This is a genomic window from Corynebacterium sp. NML130628, from assembly GCF_001875665.1.
Taxonomy (GTDB): domain Bacteria; phylum Actinomycetota; class Actinomycetes; order Mycobacteriales; family Mycobacteriaceae; genus Corynebacterium.
This window is the reverse complement of record NZ_MLAL01000016.1, coordinates 223,501-245,363: the sequence shown is the minus strand read 5'-3', so window position 1 is coordinate 245,363 and position 21,863 is coordinate 223,501. Positions and strand designations below refer to the sequence as shown.

Genomic DNA, 21,863 nt, shown 5'->3' with positions numbered 1-21,863 from the left:
TGCGGATTACTCTAGTACGGGCCTCGCTGGCGCTCTTATGCTAGCCCCGTTGAGCCATAACCTTGCGCGCCTCGTTGTGTATCGTCAAGCTCTGCGACTTCGGTGAAATCTACCAACTCGACTTTTTGGACCACGAGTTGAGCAATCCGCATGCCGCGCTCAACCGTGAAAGGAGTTTCGCGATCAGTATTCAGGAGACAAATCTTCAGCTCTCCTCGATATTGAGCATCGATCGTTCCTGGGGTGTTCACAATCGAAATGCCGTGCTTCGCAGCGAGACCCGACCTCGGGTGAATAAGCCCAACCGTGCCCATCGGAAGCGCAATGGCGATTCCCGTACCGATCAATGCGCGCTCCCCAGGGGCAAGCGTGCGAGTCTCGGCGGCATACAGGTCTGCTCCGGCGTCACCGGCGTGTGCACGCCGCGGCAGGGGCATTTCAGGATCGAGCCGCTTTACTGAAATAGGTTCAAGTGAAGTCACTTCATACACCTTACGGGATTCTTTCATGCGCGGAGTTTTGGGACATTGTCCCCACTTGGGCATATCGCCTAAAGTGTTCCAGTATCGTGTTGGGGAATACATCGATTTGACGAGTTGATAGAGAGCATGGACAGCAACAACAGCACACCGACATCCAGCAATCCCAAGGTCTTGTACCGGGAGCGTCAATGGGTGCCTTGGTATTGGTGGATCATCGGCATCGCTTTCACCCTACTCATCGGGGCCCAGCTCAGACTGAACCGAAATGTTTGGTGGTTCGTTATCCCCGTTCTCGTGATCGGAAGCCTGGTTTTCTGGTTCTTAACCTGGCTTTCAAAAACGACGATCTCAGTCGAGCAAGACAGCGACGGCACCAGGTGGTTAGTAGTTGACGACGCCAACTTACCCAACAACGTAGTCAGTAGATCTATGGTCGTGCCTGCTTCTGCAAAGCGTAATGCCCTCGGACGTCAGTTAGATCCAGCAGCGTTCCTGGTCTCCCACGGTTGGGTAAAAGAGCACATTCTGCTTGTCTTGGATGACCCTCAAGATCCAACCCCATATTGGCTTATTGCAGCGAAGCAACCTGAAAAAGTTCTCGGAGTCTTCTTGCCAGAGCAGCGCCCTGCCTAGGGCGCCCACGTTCCTGTTCTGCGTTCCCGCCTATTCGCAGTCAAGGCAGATCTTTTGGCCGTCCTCTGTTTCGTAGGCTAGTCGGTTCTTCTTCTGCACGAGGTAGCAAGAAGTGCAAGTAAATTCATTGTCCTGGCGAGGCTTTACCTCAACGTTGAGTTCCTCCCCTGATAGGTCCTGCAGCGGTGGTTCAAACGGCTCAACAATTTCACCGTCATCATCCATGCTGCTGCCAGCCACTTCGGCGGCCTTCAGCCCTTCAAGGGAATCAGTCTCAAGCTCATCCTCTGCGCGCTTACGCGGTGCATCGTAATCGGTCGCCATGGTGGTGGTGCCTCCAGGAGTAGTGAAATTCAACGTAGTCGCGACCCGTTTTGGATATGTCTATTCCGCATCAGGCCACAGCCTATTTATAGGTTTGGAGCCGAATAATAAAGCACTGAACCCCATATGTCATACTGCGAGGTCAGTGCAGTATTTGCGCCTTTATTCCACGGATGCATCTTCTACACCGTCAACGCTGATTCTGCTACAGCGTTCCAGAGAAGACATTCGTCACAATCTAGAGACGACGCCAGCATGCGCAATGAGCACACCTTTTGTATGCTCATTGTTATGACTACAACAAGTGCAAATGACTGTGCCAAGGAGCACTACGGCTTGGGAGTTGACGTCGGTGGCTCTGGCATCAAAGGCGCCATCGTCGATCTCGAGACCGGTGAATTCGTCGGTGACAGGATTAAGATCGCAACACCGCAGCCTGCGACCCCCGATGCGGTAGCTTCAACTGTGGCTGAGATCGTGCGTCTCCATGAATGGGACGGTCCAGTCGGAGTGACTTTACCGTCAGTGATCCAGCACCAGATCGCGAAAAGTGCGGCCAATATTGACCCGTCCTGGATCGACACCGATGTCCACGAGCTATTCGGGAAGCATCTCCCCGATCGCGAAGTCACTGTTCTCAACGACGCTGACGCTGCTGGTCTCGCTGAAGTCGCGTTCGGTAACGAACGCGCCCGAAGTGGCTCGGTCATCTTCCTGACGTTCGGCACAGGCATCGGGTCGGCATTTCTTGTTGATGGCCACCTCTTCCCTAATACGGAAATCGGCCACTTGGTCGTCAATAAGAAGGAGGCCGAGCACATCGCCTCCTCGGCAGTGAAGCAACGCGAAGACCTCAGTTTCAAAAAGTGGGCGAAGCGCGTCAATAAAGTGCTGCACGAATATGAGCGACTCTTCAACCCAGAGTGCTTTGTCGTCGGTGGCGGGATTTCCAGGAAATCAGACAAATGGATCCCCCTCTTGACTCTCGACACTCCTGTCGTCGTTGCTACCCTCCGCAACCGAGCAGGCATCGTTGGTGCCGCGATGGCAGCATCAGAGCACCTGGCGCCTTAGAAAACGCATAACCGACGCCTATCGGCAAACAGCTTGACATTGCTGTTAGGATAGGCGTTCTGAAAATTCAGCACAGTTTGCGTACGCTAGGAAAGCAGACCGGCAGGAGCTGGTCTGCTTTCACCAGAGTGGCTTCCTCTCAATCGTTGTTGTAAGGAAGCCGCGGTGTCCGCATAAGCATCAACCAGTTCACAAGGCGAAAGGGCGTACGTGGTAGCCAGCGAAGCTTCAGGCAAAAACTCCGTCAACGATGCAGCAGAGAGCACCTCTGGCGGCGTAACTGACGGCACAGCGACCGCCAAAAAAGCCACCAAAAAAGCAGCGAAGAAAACCGCTAAAAAGACTGCTAAAAAAACTGCGAAGAAAACGACTCGCAAGACCGCAAAGAAGGCGACCAAAACAGCCAAGAAAGCGAAGAAGACAGTCAGGAAAACCGCCGCGAAGAAGGCTGCCTCTCCGGAAACTGATGAGGTCAATTCTGACGACTCCACCGTGGAAGAGACGGATGAGTCCTTAGAGGATTCCGACCAGGAGCAAGAATTCGATCCGCTAACCGCGGAAGAGGACGACGAAGAGTTTGACGGGCACCTCGACGATGAGGATGAGGACGAGGACAACGACGAGAACGACGGCTCTTCGGTCTGGGACATTGAGGAATCTGCTGCCCTTCGCCAAGCTCGCAAAGATGCGCAGCTCACAGCTTCAGCAGACTCCGTGCGTGCATATTTGAAGCAGATCGGCAAGGTCGCACTTCTCGATGCTGAACAGGAAGTCTCGCTCGCTAAGCGGATCGAGGCTGGACTATACGCACAACACCGGCTGGACGAGATGGCCCGTGCTGCAGAAGAGGGTGACAAAGAAGCACGACTCACTCCCGCCGTGAAGCGCGACTTCCGAGCCGTCGCACGCGATGGCCGCAAGGCGAAGAATCACCTGCTTGAAGCTAACCTTCGTCTCGTTGTCTCGTTGGCGAAGCGTTACACCGGCCGCGGAATGGCGTTTTTGGATCTCATCCAAGAAGGCAACCTCGGCCTGATCCGTGCAGTTGAGAAGTTTGACTACTCCAAGGGCTATAAGTTCTCCACCTACGCAACGTGGTGGATCCGCCAGGCGATCACCCGTGCAATGGCGGACCAGGCTCGCACGATTCGTATTCCGGTCCACATGGTCGAGGTCATCAACAAGCTCGGTCGCATCCAGCGTGAGCTGCTGCAGGACCTGGGACGTGAGCCAACGCCGCTCGAGCTGGCGAAGGAAATGGACATCACCGAGGAAAAGGTACTGGAGATCCAGCAGTACGCCCGTGAGCCAATTTCGTTGGATCAAACAATCGGTGACGAAGGCGACAGCCAGCTCGGCGATTTCATCGAAGACTCCGAGGCAGTCGTTGCCGTAGACGCGGTTTCGTTCACCCTGCTACAAGACCAGTTGCAAGACGTACTTCATACTCTGTCTGAGCGTGAAGCTGGTGTCGTGCGTCTCCGGTTCGGCTTGACCGACGGTATGCCACGCACACTGGATGAGATCGGCCAGGTCTACGGCGTGACACGCGAACGTATTCGCCAGATCGAGTCTAAGACGATGTCGAAACTCCGCCACCCATCTCGTTCACAGGTACTGCGCGACTACCTCGACTAGCTGACCACCCGACGTAGCAACAAACCCGGTAGGAAGGCACCGCCCTCCTACCGGGTTTCAGCTTTACCAATCACGCAGATACGCAATACGCGCGCGGAGCTGCTCCGCACTGCAAAGCGCGGTTGGCGGCCCACCACACGCTTTGCGCACTTCTGTATGAATCGCGCCATGCGGGCGCCCAGTTTTTCCCGCAACAATTGAAACACGCGCGTTAAGTTCTTTTCTCAACTGCGGGATCTCGTCCGCAGCCACCGAGCTGTCCTCACCGCTGCCTGACGCGACTTTGCTAGAGGTGGCGAGCGATGGAGCGGGTCGCTCACCGAGCATCTCTGCACGCTCGCGGGCTTCGCGCTCCGCTGCTTTTCTTGCCTTTTCCTCGGCTTCTCTGGCGTCGAGCTGGTCGCTCTGGCGTTTTCGAAGCAGCGTTTTGACTTGCTCTTCATCGAGTAGACCTGGAAGACCGAGAAAGTCTTGTTCCTCAGCTGAACCGGCCACGGTTGGTGTGCCGTAGGTGGAGCCGTCGAAAATTAGTGAATCGAGCTCTGCGGAGGCACCGATGGCCTCGTAGGACGGGTTGTCGTCTGGTTCATTTTGGACTTGGTTGGCTTGAGCGAGCAATTCGTCGGACCACCCTGACTCTCGGTGGGGTTTGCCCAAGACGTGGTCGCGTGACACTTCCATTTCTTCCGCAAGGCGGAGAAGAACTGGAACTGACGGTAGGAAGACTGATGCGGATTCGCCTGGCATGCGGGAGCGAACGAATCGCCCGATTGCCTGAGCGAAGAACAGTGGCGTCGAGGCTGATGTTGCGTAGACGCCAACTGCCAACCGAGGGACGTCGACGCCTTCGGACACCATTCTGACTGCGACCATCCATTCGTCGGTAGAGGCAGAAAACTCGTCGATCCGGTCGGATGCTCCGGCTTCGTCTGAAAGAACGACGGTAACGGGTGTGCTCGATATGGTGGAGAGGATCTTCGCGTAGGCGCGTGCGGTGGTTTTGTTGGTTGCGATGACAAGCCCGCCGGCGTCTGGCATGTTCGCGCGCAGTTTTTTCAGTCGAGTATGCGCTGCTTGCAGGACTGCTTTAATCCAGTCCCCTTTCGGGTCGAGAGCGGTTTTCCAAGCACGTGCGGTTTGCTCGGCGTTGAGAGGCTCTCCGAGCCGGGCTGAGTATTCTTCCCCCGCAGAGTCTTTCCACTGAGCTTCGCCGGAGTATGCCAGGAAGACGACGGGGCGGACGACGCCGTCGGCCAGTGCGTGGGAATACCCGTATGTGTAATCCGCTTGTGAGATCAGGTGCCCCTCGCCGTCTTCGACGTATCGAACAAACGGGATCTGGGAATCGTCGGAGCGAAATGGTGTGCCTGTCAGCGCTAGGCGGTGTTCGACGTCGTTGTATGCCTCGTATACACCATCTCCCCAGCTTTTTGCATCGCCTGCGTGGTGGATCTCGTCGAGGATTACCAGGCTTCGACGCGCAGTCGCTACAGCGTGATGCTTGAATGGGTGCATCCCGATCTGTGCGTATGTAACGACGATGCCGTCGTAGGCAGGATTTACGGCTGATGCGTTGGTGAAGTTCGGATCTAGTGAGAGTCCAAATCTCGCGGCCGACTGTGACCACTGGTGTTTTAGGTGCTCTGTGGGCACAACAACGATGATGCGCTGGACCGCTTTTGTGGCGTGGAGTTTGCTGGCCAGGGTCAGTGCAAATGTCGTCTTGCCTGCACCAGGGGTTGCCACTGCGAGAAAGTCTCTGGGCTTGGTGCGCATAAATGAATCGAGGGCCTCTTGCTGCCATGCTCGCAGCTGAGGCCCGGCCGACGTACCCGAGGCTGTCACTTTCGACGCAGCCCCTTATAGATGCGTTCGCAGTCAGGGCATACTGGTGATCCTGGCTTCGCCTGCTTCTTTACGGGAAACGTCTTGCCACACAGTGCGACTACGACTTTGCCTGAAATCGCGGAGTCGAAAATCTGGTCCTTCTTCACGTAGTGGAAAAACTTCGGGGTCCCATCGTCGTTACTAGACGATGTGTCTTCCCGGAGGTCTGTGCGCTCAAGAGTCTTCGTCGTCGTATTCACGACTCCCATCATGCCCCACTTTGGCGAAGTTTTTAAGCTGAGGCGCTAACCTGTGTATTTATGAACGAGAGAAAGGGCGAGGCGCGAGAGCATCCCTCAATCGATGCGGAAGTCGAAATTAATGACCGCAAGCTTTTCCTTTTTCACGGTCTTCGCTCCAGACGTCGACGTGCCTTGATCACGGATGCGAAGCGGAGCCCGGAGCAGAACCTTCAGAGCAGAGAGGCGCAGTACCTCTGGCTGCAGGCGTTACGTGTTCCGTTCATCTTGTTATCAATCGCATCGGCTTGGTGGCTCGGTAACTGGTGGATCGCAACGATCCTTTTCATTGTGTCGGTTCCATTGCCGTGGATCGCGGTGATGTTGGGCAATGCGAAGGGTGAGGCACGGGACCCACGAGAAAAGAACGTCTATAAGCCTGCGTTGAGTCGCGCTTATGCTGCATTGGAGGAACAGTCGCAGCAACAACTATCCTCGCATGACGCTTCGGTCGATATGCCACCAGCGGTCATCGACCACGAATCTCAATCGGAGTAACAGATATGACAGAGACTTCTTGTACAGCGTTCGGCCAAAACCCTGGCCTTGCCCGTGCACTCGGCGAGTGTTTGCGAGCACTTCCCTATACGACCTCATCGGTTGGAAGCTACCTTGGACCAAATGCGTACCAGGCGTTGTATCGCGGCGAAGTTGGCGCCGTCCTACGTCGTTGCAATGCTGACGATACGATGGGCCTTGCAGTATCTACGTTGTTGTTACGCCGACCGACCGCTTTGAGCAAGCTCGAAGCATTGTTTGGCGCGTCTCTTGCCGAACGACTGATCAAGACCGGTGTCTTTCGCCAAATCGCCGAACGGCAATACCAGGTTACGTACGATATCCGCCCTCATTTACTCTCTCAGCAGCATCGGATTGTTGTTTCAGATCTCGACGCCTCTACGTCCACAGTTGTGCCAGGCAAGGACCATGTACTCGGAGTAGGCGCAGCGTCGAAATCACTCATGCACGCTATCCCCAACACTCCAGCTGGGTCAGTGCTGGATCTTGGGACAGGATCGGGCGTTCTCTCGGTCGCACAATCCAGTGTTGCAGACCGCGTAGTCGGGACGGACATTCACAAGCGAGCAATCGAATTAGCGCACGCTACGTTCGAGATGAACGGAATCACGAACGTAGAGCTGCGAGAAGGCTCCTGGTTTGAGCCAGTCTCACACGAAAAGTTCGACAGGATTATTGCAAACCCGCCGTTCGTGGTCGGAATTCCGGAAGTGGGCCACGTTTACCGAGACTCAGGGATGCCCCTCGACGAAGCTACCCGCCTCGTGGTGGAGCAAGCACCCGAATACCTCGCGAAAGATGGTGTGCTGTGCATGCTCGGCGCATGGGCGCATATCGATGGTGAGACCTGGCAATCAAGAGTTGCGAGTTGGGCGCCTTCAGAAGGGGTGAGCGCATGGGTTCTTCAACGCGAGCTTGTCGACCCCGAGACCTACGTTGCAACGTGGCTCAAAGACGAGTCAGTTGATCTGAGGACCAATGAAGGCATTTCCCGCGCACAGCGCTGGTTAGATTACTTCCAGTCGGCCGGTGTTCGCGCTATTGGGTTTGGCTGGATTTTCATGCAGCACATCGGGGACCTCCCTTCGGAGATCACTGCCGAGGACCTGACCCAACAATTCACGGACCCCCTTGGACCAGAAGTGGAAGAGTACTTCCTGCGACAAGCTTGGCTCCGCCAAAACACCACTGCCGACGTGCTGGATGGCACCTATCTTGTCCGACCAACTGTTGCGCTTGAAGATATCGCGATCCCGGATGCTGAGGAAGGGATGGGGTTCAACCGCGAGCAGCTTCGCATCACACGAATGGACGGACCACGCTTCTCGCATTCGCTGGATGATGCACTTAAAACTGTTTTAGCGGGCCTCCATCCAGCAGGCTTACCGCTGCGTGACGTGATCGGAATCTTAGCTGTGTCTCGGGGCATTGACGCTCCGGAGGACCTCGAAGAGTTAGAAAACCAAACCGTTGCAGCCGTCGTGGACCTTATTCGCCATGGCGTTGTGCTGCCATCAGAAATTGCAGAGGTGGAATAACAGTGAAAGCAGTACTCTCACGAGTGACGAGCGCGAGCGTCACCGTCGACGGTGAAGTTGTAGGAGAGATTGAATGCCCAACAACGGGTGCGGTTTTGGCGCTCGTCGGAGTTGGCCGCGAAGACTCTGGCAATGCGTGGGAAACGGTAGCGCGCAAAATTGCTGAGTTGCGGATCCTTGAAGGCGAGAAATCGGTAATAGACGCAGGCGCACCTGTCCTACTGGTCAGCCAATTTACGCTCATGGGCAGGACGGCCAAAGGACGGAGACCGTCATGGAGTGACGCTGCTCCTGGAGACGATGCGGCCCCCATCATTGAAAAAATGGCGGCCTACCTGCGAGAGCGCGGTATCACCGTCGCCGAGGGAAGATTCGGAGCGCATATGAAAGTACAGAGCGTCAACGATGGACCGTTCACGGTAATCGTCGAGGCCTAGCATTGTTTTGGCCCCCGGGAACAAAAATGTGGCCAAGATCGTTAAGCATGTAGAAGATTACCTGTTCCACTCGTCCAAGGAGGCAGTGCTCAATGACGTCGAAGAGTCAGACCTTAACAGCGGACAATGAAGAAAAGGTTGACCGCGGTAGTCGTCGTAACCAGACGAACGACAACCCATCGGCTGACCTTGTTCGCGTTTACCTTAATGGCATTGGCAAGACTGCCCTGCTCGATGCGGAGGAAGAAGTCGAACTAGCCCAGCAAATTGAGGTCGGCCTCTACGCTCAACAACTTCTTGATGATCCCGACTGCAAACTGACCCGTGCCCAAAAGCGCGACTATAAGATCCTTGCAAAGCAAGGGCGCAAGGCACGAGCGCATCTCCTTGAGGCGAATCTTCGTCTTGTGGTGTCACTTGCGAAACGCTACACCGGTCGCGGAATGCCGCTGCTTGATCTGATTCAAGAAGGCAACCTTGGGCTGATCCGCGCAATGGAAAAATTTGATTACGCAAAGGGCTTCAAGTTTTCGACGTATGCAACGTGGTGGATCCGCCAGGCGATCACTCGTGGTATGGCGGATCAATCTCGCACTATTCGCCTACCCGTGCACCTTGTGGAACAGGTCAACAAGCTTTCAAGAATCCGTCGCGAAATGTACCAGTCCTTTGGTCGGGAACCTACTAATGAGGAGCTCGCAGAAGAATCTGGCATTGAGGAAGAAAAGATCGAGTTGCTTCTCCGCCAGTCTCGGGATCCTGTGAGTCTTGATATGCCAGTTGGAGCAGATGAGGAAGCCCCACTGGGCGATTTCATTGAGGACGCGGAGGCTACAGATGCCGAAGACGCAGTGGTCTCAGTATTGCGCCATGATGACATCCAGGATGTCATCAACGGTCTGGAACAGCGCGAGCAGGATGTGATTCGGATGCGCTATGGGTTGACCGACGGTGTCCCCCGCACTTTGGACCAGATCGGCCGCAAGTTTGGGCTTTCTCGGGAGCGCGTACGACAGATTGAACGTGAAGTTATGGCGAAGCTTCGCGTTGGCGATCGTGCTGAGCGTCTCAGGGACTACGCAATGTAGCTGTCAATGTGAAGCGTTCCGCCACCAATAATTTTTTGGGTTACCATAGCAATCATTGATGAGCACTCGCCTGACGGTTGCGTGAAGCGCGGCCGCCAGGCTTTACAATAAGTTACTGAAGCAAGGGAGTCCCACGTGCGTGATCTCGTAGACACAACTGAAATGTATTTGCGTACAGTTTACGAACTTGAGGAAGAGGGCATCGTTCCGCTCCGCGCACGAATCGCGGAGCGTCTCGAGCAGTCTGGACCGACTGTCTCTCAAACCGTTGCCCGCATGGAACGCGATGGACTGATTATTGTTGAAGCAGATCGCTCATTGTCCCTGACCAACGAGGGACGCGCCCGCGCGACAGCCGTGATGCGCAAGCACCGCCTCGCGGAGTGTTTACTCACCGATATCCTCAAGTTGGGTATTGAGCAGGTTCACGATGAGGCTTGCCGTTGGGAGCACGTGATGAGTGAAGCCGTAGAGAAACGCGTGTACGAGGTACTTGATCATCCCCAGGTTTCCCCTTTTGGCAACCCAATCCCGGCGTTAGACGAGATCGGTGCGCCGAAGGCCGCAAAGCCTGAACTGGGGACTCGTGCAACCGATCTCGATCTTTCTCAGGAGCGGGAGGCTGTCGTAGTCCAAATTAGTGAGATCCTACAGTTGGAGGCAGAGCGTGTGCCTGAGCTCACCGGCCTAGGCAACATTGTCGGGAAGAAAGCCGAATTAACCGCGCTTGAAGACGGTGGGCTGCAGTTGCTGTTGGCCGACGAGCGTAGCTTCATCATCCCCGATGATTTGGCACACGCAGTGCGCGTCGAGTTGGGATAGCTTCCTCGTTGCTCGGCGTCAACAGTCAGCGAGCAACTCTAACTCCATCCACACTGCTTCCCCTCCCTCTTGCACCGCGTGTAATAGGCCTTCATACTGGCCAATAGCAAGCAACTGCAGGAGCACATCACTCAATGAGTGGTCTGGCATTTCTTGTAACGCGCACTGTAGTGCAACGCCCGCCCACGACCCTAGCTCACAGCGCACCGCGACAATTGCCCACAGCGCGAGTGCGTTTGCCCTTACAGTGCCTTCAGCGTGTCGTGCTAGGAACAATAGCGGCCCAGCTAAACGCTTGGGGTGTTTGAAAATTGCAGGTATCAGCGTATCTCGTAGGAGCGCATGTGTCAGGAGCACCGCTAGCCCCTCCAAGGCGTTGTGCATAGGCTCTGGCGTCTCACTTGACGATGGGATATCGCGCTGGCCGATCAAACAGGTCTCAGGCAATCCCAACAGGGCGTCGATGGTTTTTTCTATCTCCTCCTTCGCCAGCAGCGCTGACGATTTTCCCCGGTCCGGCGCGTCGCTTTCCCACAAGTCTTTGAGGAGTCGAAACCCATCTCGGCGGGTTTGTGCTTGGATTCTCTTCGCTACACGCACTGATTCAGCATCAATCGGTTCGAAATATTCAAAGGTATCTCGCCGGTCAAGCTCAGGCAGAATTCCCTGCTCGACATAAGGCCGCATCGATGGAGAGGAGATGACAGAAGACACGGAACCGCCAATAAGGGATGCGCTGAGTGAGTGATCTTCGTCCGTGATTCCCGGAGGCCCAAATAGCAAGGTGTACGGTGTGCCTTGTGCGACTTCTGAGACGTGCCAACACAGATCGATTTTGAATCCGGTTTCGTCCTCCAGGTTTCGTAGGCGTTCAGTTGTCTCCTCCACAAGCTCAGAATCGGGGATGCGGCTCACGATGACCCCAAGGTATGCGAGAACGTCATCCCCCAGCAGGTATTGCGATATATCGGTTTTGAGGTTTTCTACGAATGCGTCGAGACGCGTAAGATCGACACGTACTACGGGCCCTAGCTGGAGGCCGCCTGTGCCTTCACAGTCCGGCATTATCCCAAGCACGACAACAGATTCTTGCGGATAAAAGCCTAGGACCCCTGGCAGGGCGGCGATGATGTCTGATGGACCAAAAAGTGATGAATTAGCTGCGTTTATTTTCATACAAGTTAGACGTAGCTAACGGGGGTTCGGTTCCCTCTTTGCTATGATCCGTTATTTTCGACTGGAATATTTCTTCGCATAAGACGTTGTGGGTAACAACAAAGCCAACCTTTTCAAATTATCCTAGGAGCGGTCATGCCAACCAATAATCCCATGTATGAACTTGAGTACCCGTCTCCATCTGGCCTTGGTGAGTCCTCTGAGGGGCCAACGTTGATCGTTGCGTTACAGGGATATGCTGACGCCGGCCACGCAGTTGAAGGGGTATCGAATCATATCAATGCTGCTTTAGAGGCTCGCACATTAGCAACATTTAATAACGATGAGCTCATTGACTACCGCTCACGACGGCCTGCGGTGACTCTTGCAAACCACTCGGTAGCCGACATCGAGGAGATCGGTATCGAACTGCGCGTGGTGCGAGATGCGCAAGATACACCATTTCTTTTGCTTAGCGGTCCGGAACCGGACCTTCGGTGGGAGACTTTTAGTAAAAGCGTGGCTGATTTAGCAGTCCAGTTTGGCGTTGGACAGACCCTCTGCTTATACGCTGCACCGGTAGCCGCGCCTCACACACGTCCAGTGGTCGTCTCCACTCATGGAAATCACGAAAGCCTCGTGAAAGACAAGTACCTATTTGACGGGATCATTACCGTGCCCGGTGCAGCGTCAATCATGATTGAGCGGGAGCTGGACAAGCGAGGAGAAAAGGTCGCCGGGTTTACCGCGCATGTCCCCCACTACATTGCAAATTCGCCATACCCAATGGCGGCGTTCCAATTGATGCAAGCAGTCGAAGACACCGCCAACCTTCAGTTGCCACTTCGCGCCCTTGAGCAAGAGATTACGAGTGTTCAGCGCCAGCTTGCAGAGCAGACGGCCGCATCGAAGGAGATCGCTCAAGTCGTTTCAGCGCTGGAACAACACTACGATCGCGAGGTCGAGGAATACCGTAGGAACAACCCGAACGCGAAAATGCCTGGTGAAGCACAAGTTCCTTCCGGCGAAGAAATCAGCGAGGCGTTCGAGAACTACCTGACCGCAATTGAGGACCAGCAAAGTCGACCAATAGTCGACGGGCAACGCGGACTGCCTTTCGGCAATGATCTCAGCCAAACGCTGGAGGATTTCTACTATATCGACCCAGCTCAGCCGTTCGAGGAGGATAACCAGTAACGGCTTTCGTCGACAATGTCGGCTACGGTAGGAGACGTGACTCTTTCTACTTTTCTTGCAGACCTCGACGACGTTCCCGCAGATCTTTTTGAAGAGGCAGTCTGGGACTCCTTCACTGCATGGACGCAGGGGCGAGGCATTTCCCTGTACGAGGCTCAAGAAGAGGCGTCGCTCGCGCTGCTCACCGGGGACAACGTGATCCTAGCTACGCCGACAGGGTCGGGAAAGTCCATGGTGGCAAATGCTGCGCATTTCATTGCCCTGGCACGCGGGCAACGCTCTTTTTATACTGCGCCGATTAAAGCGCTCGTCAGCGAAAAGTTTTTCGCTCTCTGCGAAATCTTCGGCGCGGAGAATGTTGGCATGATGACTGGAGACGCTACCGTCAACAGTGGCGCTCCTATTATCGCCGCCACCGCCGAGATCGTCGCAAACATTGCACTACGCGAGGGCGAGCATGCGAAGATCCAGCAGGTCGTCATGGATGAGTTTCACTATTATTCAGATCCTGACCGGGGATGGGCATGGCAGGTCCCATTGTTGGAGCTGCCTCAGGCACAGTTTCTTTTGATGTCCGCAACCCTTGGAGAAACTGATTGGATCGAAAAAGATCTCACTCAGCGCACTGGCCGCCCAACCACGTATGTTGGCGGGTCGGAACGGCCAGTGCCACTCGATTTCAGCTACGTATTCTCCTCCGTGCACGAAACGATTGAAGAGCTGTTGGAGGATCACAAGGCGCCGATTTATGTTGTCCATTTCTCGCAACGGGAGGCTGCCGAACGCGCTCAGGCACTCACCAGTATGAAGTTCGTCAGCGCAGAGGAAAAGCATCGCATCGCGGATGAGATAGGCAATTTCAGGTTCACCACCACCTTCGGTAAGACATTGTCGAGGCTACTTCGGAAAGGGATAGGGATTCACCATGCGGGAATGTTGCCGAAGTATCGACGGCTCGTCGAAAAGCTATCTCAAACTGGACTCTTGAAGGTGATCTGCGGGACAGACACGCTCGGCGTCGGGATCAACGTACCGATTCGGACGGTTCTGATTACGGGTCTAGCGAAATACGATGGAACCAGGCAACGCATCCTCAAGTCGAGAGAGTTTCACCAAATTGCCGGCCGTGCTGGGCGGGCGGGATACGACACGGAAGGCACGGTAGTCGTCGAAGCACCCGAGCACGAGATTGAAAATGCGAAGCTGCGGCGCCGCGCGGGTGACGACCCAAAGCGGCTCAAAAAGCTCAACAAAAAGTCAGCTCGTGATGGCGAAGTGACCTGGTCGGAGAAAACCTTCCAGCGCCTCACAACAGCCGAGCCAGAAGAGCTGTCCAGTCAGTTTCAGGTCTCAAACTCGATGCTTCTCAATGTGATTGCGCGTCCGGGGGACGGCTACGAGCACATGAAGCATTTGATCCGCAGCAATCATGACACACGCGCAAAGCAGAACCGCGATATCCTCACTGCGGTCGATCTGTTCCGTGGCCTGATCCAGGCTGACATTGTGGAACGCACCCCTGATTCTCCTGCATACCGACCTTATACACTCACCCGAGAGCTGGACCGGGACTTCGCACTCAACCAACCGCTCTCCCCCTTCGCGCTTGCATTTCTCACCGTACTTGACCCCGAGTCTTCGACGTACTCGCTGGATGTTATCTCAGCTTTTGAGGCGATCTTGGATGACCCTCGCCAGGTGCTTCAGGCTCAACAGTCGGCAGCTCGTGGCGAAGAAATCGCAGCCCTCAAGACGGAAGGCGTCGATTACACAGAGCGCATGGCACTCATCGAAGACGTGACCTACCCGCAGCCGCTCGCTGAGGAGTTGGAGGACGCCTTTGACACCTACTGTTCGAGTAACCCGTGGGCCAAGGAATGGCAGCTTTCTCCGAAGTCGGTAGTTCGCGACATGATAGAGCACGCAATGACGTTCTCTGACCTTATCGCTACGTACGGCCTTTCCCGCTCAGAAGGCGTGGTGCTTCGATACCTCACCGACGCTTGGAGAACCCTTTCTCATTCCGTGCCAGAGACTTACATGACGGAAGAGCTCGAAGACATCATTGTGTGGCTCGGTGAGCTTATCCGCCAGGTGGACTCTTCGCTCATCGATGAATGGGCAACGTTAGCCGACGATGACGCCCCAATCTCTCAGGATGCGCTCGAACGCGAGCTCGCGTTCGGCATCGATGATCCCACTGCTCTTACTGCTAATCGCAGGGCATTCAAGATTATGGTCCGAAATTATTTCTTTCGGCTGGTCGAGTTGTTCGCGTTCGAAAAGGAAGAAGCCCTTGACTCGATGCTCGACTACCTTGACTCGGATGTGCGGCCTGACTGGCCTTCAATTCTCGACGACTACTTCGACGAGTACGATGACATCATCATTGACGCGGATGCTCGTGGACCGGAGTACTTCCGAGTGAAAGATGAAAGCTCGCGTCTTTGGGAGGTCGTACAGACCCTCAAGGACCCGAACGGAGATCGCAGCTTTCAATTCCACGGTGTTGTCGACCTCGATGCTTCTGATGAGGCCGGAGAAGTGCGGCTGAGGGATCTAGACGTGCGCCAGATGTAATCCCTCAGCCGGTTGTTGTACAGGAGTAGTCCCTGTTAGCGTGCGTCTTCTACTTCTACAGTCTGCGCAATAGCCTGGACAACCGCTGCAACCTTTACAGCTTCCCAGACCTGCTCCTTGGTTAGGCCTTCCTCACGCACAACATTGGAGTGCGCGACAGCACAGTGCTCACAACCGTTGATTGCAGAAACAGCAAGTGACCACAGTTCGAAGTCAGCCTTTTCGACACCCGGCTTCGAGATAATGTTCATCCGAAGCCCGAACTTAACCTGCGCAAAGTCGTCGCCGAGCCAGCCCTTCGCACGATACGCAACATTGTTCATAGCCATAACAGTCGCTGCGCCGAAGGCGGCGTCGATCGCTTCTTCAGACAGGTGCTCTTTCGCCTCATCGGTAATTTCAGAGATCACGGTAGCATTTTTCGTCGCTGCTGCAGACGCTACGAGCGCGCCCCAGAGCTGCTGCTCGGTCAGCTCGGTGGAACGGGTCAGTGAACCGAGGTTCAGCTTCTGGTCCTTTGCGTACTCGGGTAGCGCACTGCGCAGATTCTCGATCGACATGTTTTTCCTCTCTATCGTTTATGAATAAATCCCCGCCACTGTGTATTGGACTAGTGACGGGGATTCGGGGTGTATTTACTTCAAGGATTCCTGAACAACAGCCAACTTGTCGATGTTCTTGGTTGGGTCGTTCTTCTGCCAGTCACAAGCGCAAACTTCCTCGGACTGGAGAGCATCCAGAACGCGAAGTACCTCGTCAACGTTACGGCCGACAGCATCCGGGGTAACCGACACGAACTGGATGATGCCGTCCGGGTCGATAATGAACGTCGCACGGTCAGCAACGCCAGCCTCGTTCTCAACGCCCAGGGCGCGGATCAGGTCGTGGCGGACATCAGCGAACATCGGGAACGGCACGGTCTTCAGGTCTGGGTGCGTTGCGCGCCAGTTGAAGTGGGAGTACTCGTTGTCGGTGGATCCACCAAGGACCTGCGTATCACGATCTTCGAATTCTTCGTTCAGCTTGCCAAACGCAGCGATCTCGGTTGGGCAGACGAACGTAAAGTCCTTCGGGTAGAAGAATACGACCTTCCACTTACCCTCGTACTTTTCCAGGGATACGTTCTCGAAGTAATCCTCTGGGCTAGTCGCGTCGACGTCGTGAAGGTCGCCACCCTTCAGCGCAACGAGATCGAACTCAGGGAAACGCTCGCCTACAGTCAGAATTGCCATAGCTTAACCTCCGAATGTGAGATGTCGTAGATATACGGTTTTGGAATGCAATCGCTCGCACTCTGATAAACATTGTGCCAGAAACTCCACACAAGTTCAACAGCAAAACCTATTGCGATGACGTATAGTTATAAGAATGAACAATAAAGAATATAAACCGACTTTAGCCCAGCTCCGCACCTTTGTGACCATCGCGGAGAACCGACATTTCGGCACTGCTGCAAGCAAACTCAACATTTCCCAGCCTTCCTTGTCACAGGCATTAGTCGCGCTGGAAGCCGGTCTAGGAATCCAACTTATCGAACGGTCGACCCGAAAAGTCATCGTCACCCCAACTGGAGACACGCTCCTCCCCTATGCAAAGGCAACGCTTGAAGCGGCGGACTCTTTTGTTGCACACGCCCGTGGCGCCCACGGGGTGTTGTCTGGCCCGCTGAATATCGGCATCATCCCAACAATCGCACCGTACATCTTGCCCACCCTTCTACACTTGTTGCAGAGTGAGTTCCCTGATTTAGCCCCACGAATTATCGAAGAACCTACAAAACTTCTGCTCGCAAAGCTTCGGGACGGCAACGTCGATGTCGCCCTATTAGCACTTCCCACGCACGCTCCTGGAGTGAGCGAAATCGAGCTCTACGACGAAGAGTTCATCGTTGTGACCAACGAGAAGCACAACCTATCAGGACGTAAAAACCTGACCCTCGACGTCCTAGAGGATCTCGACTTACTGCTTCTCGACGACGGCCACTGCCTACGAGACCAAATTGTCGATCTGTGCAAGAACGCCCAAACGACACCAACTAGCCCGAGCCAGTCCGATACGCGGGCTGCGTCGCTGACAACAATCATGCAGCTCGTCGTAGCCGGGCTCGGATCAACGCTTGTTCCGAAATCAGCGATTGCAGCTGAATGCACCCGCCCCGGATTAGGACTTTCAACCTTCCAGAAGAGCGTGGATGCAAAGCGCACGATCGGACTGGTCTATCGATCCTCGTCTTCACGCCTGCATGAGTTCGAAGAGCTCGGAGATCTGTGCAAAAAGGCTTACAAAGAAGTAGTGAAAACTAGTGATGCGATATTGTCCCGCTAAACTGGGACGCTAACTATGAAGCAACAGGATCAAACACCTAAGAACGACCTCTTTCGCGAGCTCGAAAGCGTTGAGCTCCGAGATGTACGGCGGCTCCGCCGACGAATCCGCCGAGCAAAAGACGCCACAGAATTACGCAAGGTACAGGAGGCGATTGCTCGCAGTATCGACGCCGTTCATGCCAGGAATGAGCAGATTCCCAGCATCGAGTACCCCGAAGCGCTTCCTGTTTCGCTTCGCAGGGACGATATATTAGAAGCTGTCTCAAAACATCAGGTTACTGTGATCGCTGGTGAAACTGGCTCTGGTAAAACCACACAGATCCCAAAAATGTTGCTCGAACTCGGCCGCGGCCGACGAGGACGTATTGCCCATACCCAACCGCGTCGCCTCGCCGCCCGAACGGTCGCTGAACGCATCGCAGAGGAGCTTGGCCAAAACATTGGGGAGTCGATAGGCTACGCAATTCGCTTCGACGACAAGGTCAGCCCCACTACTTCCGTGAAGCTCATGACCGACGGCATCCTGCTCACCGAGATTCAGCGCGACCGATTCCTCAACGCATACGACACCATCATCATCGATGAAGCCCATGAGCGTTCACTCAATATTGACTTCCTGCTGGGCTACCTAAAGCAGCTCCTACCCAAACGCCCCGATCTCAAAGTCATTATTACATCCGCAACAATTGACGTTGAGCGCTTCGCTCAGCACTTCTGTGACCGTGATGGTAATCCAGCGCCAATCATTGAGGTATCCGGTCGCACCTACCCCGTCGAAGTACGGTACCGGCCGCTAGTCACCAATGTGGGGGGTCGTGAGGTTGACGTCGACATGATCGATGGGGTCCTCGATGCGATTAAGGAACTGATGGCTGAAGGCGATGGCGACATCCTCTGCTTTTTCGCCTCGGAACGAGACATTCGGGATTGCATCGAGGCCATCGAAAAGCAGCATTGGAAAAATGTCGAAGTCGCACCATTGTTCGGTCGCCTTTCAAATGCCGAGCAGCACCGCGTCTTTTCTCCTCACAGCGGCCGAAGGATCGTTCTTTCAACCAACATTGCAGAAACATCCCTGACCGTACCGGGGATTCACTACGTTGTGGACACTGGGCTTGCTCGAGTCTCGCGGTATTCCACGCGTACTAAAGTACAACGCCTCCCCATTGAAGAGGTATCACAAGCTTCAGCAAACCAGCGCTCAGGACGCTGTGGACGTGTCGCAGATGGCATCGCTATCCGCTTATATTCCGAAGAAAACTTTGAGGCCCGACCGGAATTTACGGACCCAGAGATTTTGCGGACGAACTTGGCAAGTGTGATTTTGCAGATGATTTCCCTCAACTTGGGGGATATGCGCCACTTCCCGTTCGTCGAGTCCCCGGACGATAAAGCAGTTCGAGACGGCCTTGTGCTCTTGCACGAGCTCGGAGCTATCAAAGCGCTGCCGAAGCAAGAACTGCCGAAACTGACGAAGATCGGCCATACTCTTGCTAAAATCCCTGTAGATCCAAAGATGGCCCGCATGCTCGTTGAGGCCGAACGCTACCGTGTGCTGGGTGATGTCACCGCGGTTGTAGCCCATATGTCGATTCAGGATGTGCGCGAACGCCCTCTAGAGTTTCAAGCGCAGGCAGATCAGGCTCATGCGCGATTCAAGGACAAGACATCTGATTTCCTGTCTGCGCTCAAGCTCTGGGACTACGTGGGAGGGCTTCGCGAGGAGTTATCAGGAAATCAATTCAGAAAGCGGATGAAGCGAGAGTATCTGCATTACATGCGGATTCGTGAATGGCACGATTTGGTCCGTCAGCTGCGTGACGTCGAACGTCGACTTGGCTGGGACCTCGGCAACGAGACGACAACGAAGCGTGACGCTGATTCAATCCATCGGGCGTTGCTTACCGGTTTGCTTTCGAACGTTGGTGCACGGGACGGCAACAGCAAGGAGTACCACGGGGCTCGCGGCACCCGGTTCATGATCTTCCCGGGGTCATCTCTATCGAAGACGCCCCCAGAGTTCCTGATGGCGAGCGAACTCGTCGAAACTTCCCGCCTCTGGGCCAGGGATGTGGCAAAGATTGAGCCATCATGGATTGAGCACGCCGCTGGGGCACTGCTGAAGCACGTGTATTCCGAGCCATTTTGGTCACGTAAGCGTGCGTGTGCCATGGTGCATCAAAAGTCTTTGTTGTACGGGGTCCCGATCGTTCGAGACAGGGTTGTCTCTTACCATCACGTAGACCCGATTGCGGCACGCGAAATGTTTATTCGCCATGCGCTCATCGAGGGCGATTGGACCCGGACACACAAATTTCTCGAGCACAACGATTCGCTGCTTAACCAGGCAGCGGAAGTTGAGGAGAAGCTCCGCCGCAGAGGCATCGTTGTCGATGAAGATTCGCTCTTCGAGTTTTACGACGCGAAATTGCCTGATTCTGTAACAACCGCCATTAACTTTGACAGTTGGTGGAAGAAGCAGCGACGAGAAGACCCCGAGTATTTACATTTCGATCCGAAGAAACTGGTCGACGACTCTGCGCAAGACATCACCGCAGAGGATTTTCCGGCTTCATGGACGCAAGGTTCGATGCGATTTGATGTTTCCTACAAGTTCGAGCCTGGAGATACCTACGACGGAGTCACCATTTCAATCCCACTTCCCTTGCTTGCCGCCGTCGAGCCTGCAGGTTTCGACTGGCTTGTTCCTGGCCTGCGCAAAGAGCTGCTGACTGAGCTCATCCGATCGCTGCCAAAACCTCTGCGAAAGAGCGTCGTCCCTGCGCCTGATTTTGCAGACCGGGCATTCGCGCGCATGTCATTTGACGCTCATACCCCTGTCACGGAAGCGCTAGCAACTGCACTCACTGAATTAGGAGCGAGCGGCATCAGCGGAAGCGATTTCCGGACGCAGCTTCTTCCGCCCCATTTGTCGGTGACGTTCGCAGTCATTGATAAGCGCGGTAAAATTGTCGACACCGACAAGAGCCTGCTCGCGTTGAAGAAGCGCAGAGCTCCGCAAATACGATCGTCTGTTGCTAAAGCTAGCCAACATTCCGAGACCGCGGTTGTTGCTGAATGGACAGCGGACACGCTCGGCGCTATTCCGGAGACTACAATGACGACGATTGATGGGAACCAGGTGGAGGCCTTCCCGGCGCTAGAAGCTACTCCCGGTGGTGTGCGCGTTGCGGTTCACCCGACGAGAGCAAGCGCGGATGCGTCAATGATGACCGCGACACTTACCTTGCTGTTGCGTTCCATCGAGGTTTCCACGTCTCAGATGACAAAGGGGCTTCCCCTCCAACAACGCGTTGCAGTAGACAGGTATCCCCATGGTGGTGCTGCTGGTCTGGTCGAAGATGCACGGGTCGCGGCTATTCGTGACGCAATGATTAATGCCGGCGGTCCTGTGAGAACACCTACGGGATTCGCAGAGCTGCGTGAAAAAATAAAGCCGACTATCCCCGGTGCTGTTCGTAGAGCAATTGTTTCAATTGCCCCTGGTCTCGCGGCATATTCGAATATCACGCAGGAACTTAGTGGATGGGAAGGTCCTGCAATCGACGATATACGGAAGCAGTTGGCGTTCATGCTTCCGCCGAATGCCATCACAGTCCATGGAATGCAGAATCTTCAACACCTCCCCCGGTATATTGAAGCGATCCGAGTTCGGCTCGAGCATCTAGAAGCAGAGCCAGAGCGGGACGAAGAGCGTCAAGCGGAAGTAGCAAGTGCAAGGAGCTATCTTGAGCAACACATGGATCGGCTTCCGCCTAATCGCAGAAAAACACGTGCGTATAAGGACGTGATGTGGCGGATCCAAGAGTTGCGAGTCAGCCTGTTTGCTCAGCACCTCGGCACACAAAAGCCTGTCAGTGTGCGGCGTATTGAAAAGATGGTGGATAAGCTGCATTAGCGAG

Annotated in this window: 19 protein-coding genes; 12 read left to right on the top strand and 7 right to left on the bottom strand. The window is 54.9% G+C overall.

Features of this window, described 5'->3' with window-relative positions; translation table 11 throughout:
- Positions 1 to 35 precede the first annotated feature (35 nt).
- Positions 36 to 509 (bottom strand): dUTP diphosphatase, encoded by a 474-nt coding sequence (dut, locus tag BJP07_RS04105; protein WP_071566194.1) that lies wholly within the window; start codon positions 507 to 509, stop codon positions 36 to 38.
- 99 nt (positions 510 to 608) lie between these two features.
- On the opposite strand from dut, the gene BJP07_RS04100 reads away from it, so the two are divergent.
- Positions 609 to 1,115: a DUF3093 domain-containing protein gene (locus BJP07_RS04100; RefSeq protein ID WP_071566193.1), complete on the top strand. Its 507-nt coding sequence runs from the start codon at positions 609 to 611 to the stop codon at positions 1,113 to 1,115.
- Positions 1,116 to 1,145: 30 nt separating this feature from the next.
- Here BJP07_RS04100 and BJP07_RS04095 read toward each other — a convergent pair whose 3' ends face one another.
- The gene (locus tag BJP07_RS04095) at positions 1,146 to 1,439 is read right to left on the bottom strand and encodes a DUF4193 domain-containing protein (RefSeq protein ID WP_071566192.1); all 294 of its coding nucleotides are present in this window, start codon (positions 1,437 to 1,439) and stop codon (positions 1,146 to 1,148) included.
- Positions 1,440 to 1,730: 291 nt separating this feature from the next.
- Here BJP07_RS04095 and ppgK point away from each other — a divergent pair, with 291 nt between their 5' ends.
- Together ppgK and BJP07_RS04085 are read left to right on the top strand one after the other, a co-directional pair.
- Positions 1,731 to 2,513, top strand: a complete 783-nt coding sequence (gene ppgK, locus BJP07_RS04090) for a polyphosphate--glucose phosphotransferase (protein ID WP_071566390.1) — start codon at positions 1,731 to 1,733, stop codon at positions 2,511 to 2,513.
- Between the two features lie 210 nt (positions 2,514 to 2,723).
- Positions 2,724 to 4,151, top strand: a complete 1,428-nt coding sequence (locus BJP07_RS04085) for an RNA polymerase sigma factor (protein ID WP_071566191.1) — start codon at positions 2,724 to 2,726, stop codon at positions 4,149 to 4,151.
- Positions 4,152 to 4,214: 63 nt separating this feature from the next.
- Here BJP07_RS04085 and BJP07_RS04080 read toward each other — a convergent pair whose 3' ends face one another.
- Complete coding sequence (locus BJP07_RS04080; RefSeq protein ID WP_143109671.1) at positions 4,215 to 5,927, bottom strand: DEAD/DEAH box helicase; 1,713 nt, start codon at positions 5,925 to 5,927, stop codon at positions 4,215 to 4,217.
- A 65-nt stretch (positions 5,928 to 5,992) separates the two neighbouring features.
- Complete coding sequence (locus tag BJP07_RS04075) at positions 5,993 to 6,247, bottom strand: DUF3039 domain-containing protein (RefSeq protein WP_071566389.1); 255 nt, start codon at positions 6,245 to 6,247, stop codon at positions 5,993 to 5,995.
- 51 nt (positions 6,248 to 6,298) lie between these two features.
- Between BJP07_RS04075 and BJP07_RS04070 the strand changes: the two genes are divergently transcribed.
- The 5 genes from BJP07_RS04070 to BJP07_RS04050 all read left to right on the top strand — a co-directional run bounded on the left by BJP07_RS04070 (position 6,299) and on the right by BJP07_RS04050 (position 10,681).
- Positions 6,299 to 6,775, top strand: coding sequence for a DUF3099 domain-containing protein (locus BJP07_RS04070; RefSeq protein ID WP_071566189.1), 477 nt, complete (start codon positions 6,299 to 6,301; stop codon positions 6,773 to 6,775).
- Positions 6,776 to 6,780: 5 nt separating this feature from the next.
- Positions 6,781 to 8,334 (top strand): methyltransferase, encoded by a 1,554-nt coding sequence (locus BJP07_RS04065; protein WP_071566188.1) that lies wholly within the window; start codon positions 6,781 to 6,783, stop codon positions 8,332 to 8,334.
- A gap of 2 nt (positions 8,335 to 8,336) precedes the next feature.
- On the top strand, positions 8,337 to 8,771 hold the full coding sequence (gene dtd / locus BJP07_RS04060) for a D-aminoacyl-tRNA deacylase (RefSeq protein ID WP_071566187.1): 435 nt from the start codon (positions 8,337 to 8,339) through the stop codon (positions 8,769 to 8,771).
- A 92-nt stretch (positions 8,772 to 8,863) separates the two neighbouring features.
- Complete coding sequence (locus BJP07_RS04055; RefSeq protein ID WP_071566186.1) at positions 8,864 to 9,859, top strand: sigma-70 family RNA polymerase sigma factor; 996 nt, start codon at positions 8,864 to 8,866, stop codon at positions 9,857 to 9,859.
- 135 nt (positions 9,860 to 9,994) lie between these two features.
- Positions 9,995 to 10,681, top strand: coding sequence for a metal-dependent transcriptional regulator (locus BJP07_RS04050; RefSeq protein ID WP_071566185.1), 687 nt, complete (start codon positions 9,995 to 9,997; stop codon positions 10,679 to 10,681).
- A gap of 18 nt (positions 10,682 to 10,699) precedes the next feature.
- Here the strand turns inward: BJP07_RS04050 and BJP07_RS04045 are convergent, their stop codons facing one another.
- Positions 10,700 to 11,857 carry a DUF4192 domain-containing protein gene (locus BJP07_RS04045; RefSeq protein ID WP_071566184.1) on the bottom strand — a complete coding sequence of 386 codons (1,158 nt, stop codon included), beginning with the start codon at positions 11,855 to 11,857 and terminating at the stop codon, positions 10,700 to 10,702.
- A gap of 135 nt (positions 11,858 to 11,992) precedes the next feature.
- On the opposite strand from BJP07_RS04045, the gene BJP07_RS04040 reads away from it, so the two are divergent.
- Positions 11,993 to 13,033: a PAC2 family protein gene (locus BJP07_RS04040; protein ID WP_071566183.1), complete on the top strand. Its 1,041-nt coding sequence runs from the start codon at positions 11,993 to 11,995 to the stop codon at positions 13,031 to 13,033.
- Between the two features lie 15 nt (positions 13,034 to 13,048).
- Positions 13,049 to 15,613, top strand: a complete 2,565-nt coding sequence (locus tag BJP07_RS04035; RefSeq protein WP_071566182.1) for an RNA helicase — start codon at positions 13,049 to 13,051, stop codon at positions 15,611 to 15,613.
- A 35-nt stretch (positions 15,614 to 15,648) separates the two neighbouring features.
- Here BJP07_RS04035 and BJP07_RS04030 read toward each other — a convergent pair whose 3' ends face one another.
- Both BJP07_RS04030 and BJP07_RS04025 read right to left on the bottom strand, forming a co-directional pair.
- Positions 15,649 to 16,173 carry a carboxymuconolactone decarboxylase family protein gene (locus tag BJP07_RS04030; RefSeq protein WP_071566181.1) on the bottom strand — a complete coding sequence of 175 codons (525 nt, stop codon included), beginning with the start codon at positions 16,171 to 16,173 and terminating at the stop codon, positions 15,649 to 15,651.
- Between the two features lie 75 nt (positions 16,174 to 16,248).
- The gene (locus tag BJP07_RS04025) at positions 16,249 to 16,845 is read right to left on the bottom strand and encodes a peroxiredoxin (protein ID WP_071566180.1); all 597 of its coding nucleotides are present in this window, start codon (positions 16,843 to 16,845) and stop codon (positions 16,249 to 16,251) included.
- Positions 16,846 to 16,981: 136 nt separating this feature from the next.
- Here BJP07_RS04025 and BJP07_RS04020 point away from each other — a divergent pair, with 136 nt between their 5' ends.
- Positions 16,982 to 17,938, top strand: a complete 957-nt coding sequence (locus BJP07_RS04020; protein WP_071566179.1) for a hydrogen peroxide-inducible genes activator — start codon at positions 16,982 to 16,984, stop codon at positions 17,936 to 17,938.
- A 15-nt stretch (positions 17,939 to 17,953) separates the two neighbouring features.
- Positions 17,954 to 21,859, top strand: a complete 3,906-nt coding sequence (hrpA, locus tag BJP07_RS04015; protein ID WP_071566178.1) for an ATP-dependent RNA helicase HrpA — start codon at positions 17,954 to 17,956, stop codon at positions 21,857 to 21,859.
- Positions 21,860 to 21,863: the final 4 nt, after the last annotated feature.

Bases quoted from the DNA above. Each gene is read 5' to 3' on its own strand.
- dut (WP_071566194.1), bottom strand. From the start codon at position 509: ATGAAAGAATCCCGTAAGGTGTATGAAGTGACTTCACTTGAACCTATT.
- BJP07_RS04100 (WP_071566193.1), top strand. From the start codon at position 609: ATGGACAGCAACAACAGCACACCGACATCCAGCAATCCCAAGGTCTTG.
- BJP07_RS04095 (WP_071566192.1), bottom strand. From the start codon at position 1,439: ATGGCGACCGATTACGATGCACCGCGTAAGCGCGCAGAGGATGAGCTT.
- ppgK (WP_071566390.1), top strand. From the start codon at position 1,731: ATGACTACAACAAGTGCAAATGACTGTGCCAAGGAGCACTACGGCTTG.
- BJP07_RS04080 (WP_143109671.1), bottom strand. From the start codon at position 5,927: ATGCGCACCAAGCCCAGAGACTTTCTCGCAGTGGCAACCCCTGGTGCA.
- BJP07_RS04075 (WP_071566389.1), bottom strand. From the start codon at position 6,247: ATGGGAGTCGTGAATACGACGACGAAGACTCTTGAGCGCACAGACCTC.
- BJP07_RS04070 (WP_071566189.1), top strand. From the start codon at position 6,299: ATGAACGAGAGAAAGGGCGAGGCGCGAGAGCATCCCTCAATCGATGCG.
- BJP07_RS04065 (WP_071566188.1), top strand. From the start codon at position 6,781: ATGACAGAGACTTCTTGTACAGCGTTCGGCCAAAACCCTGGCCTTGCC.
- BJP07_RS04055 (WP_071566186.1), top strand. From the start codon at position 8,864: ATGACGTCGAAGAGTCAGACCTTAACAGCGGACAATGAAGAAAAGGTT.
- BJP07_RS04045 (WP_071566184.1), bottom strand. From the start codon at position 11,857: ATGAAAATAAACGCAGCTAATTCATCACTTTTTGGTCCATCAGACATC.
- BJP07_RS04040 (WP_071566183.1), top strand. From the start codon at position 11,993: ATGCCAACCAATAATCCCATGTATGAACTTGAGTACCCGTCTCCATCT.
- BJP07_RS04035 (WP_071566182.1), top strand. From the start codon at position 13,049: ATGTCGGCTACGGTAGGAGACGTGACTCTTTCTACTTTTCTTGCAGAC.
- BJP07_RS04030 (WP_071566181.1), bottom strand. From the start codon at position 16,173: ATGTCGATCGAGAATCTGCGCAGTGCGCTACCCGAGTACGCAAAGGAC.
- BJP07_RS04025 (WP_071566180.1), bottom strand. From the start codon at position 16,845: ATGGCAATTCTGACTGTAGGCGAGCGTTTCCCTGAGTTCGATCTCGTT.
- BJP07_RS04020 (WP_071566179.1), top strand. From the start codon at position 16,982: ATGAACAATAAAGAATATAAACCGACTTTAGCCCAGCTCCGCACCTTT.
- hrpA (WP_071566178.1), top strand. From the start codon at position 17,954: ATGAAGCAACAGGATCAAACACCTAAGAACGACCTCTTTCGCGAGCTC.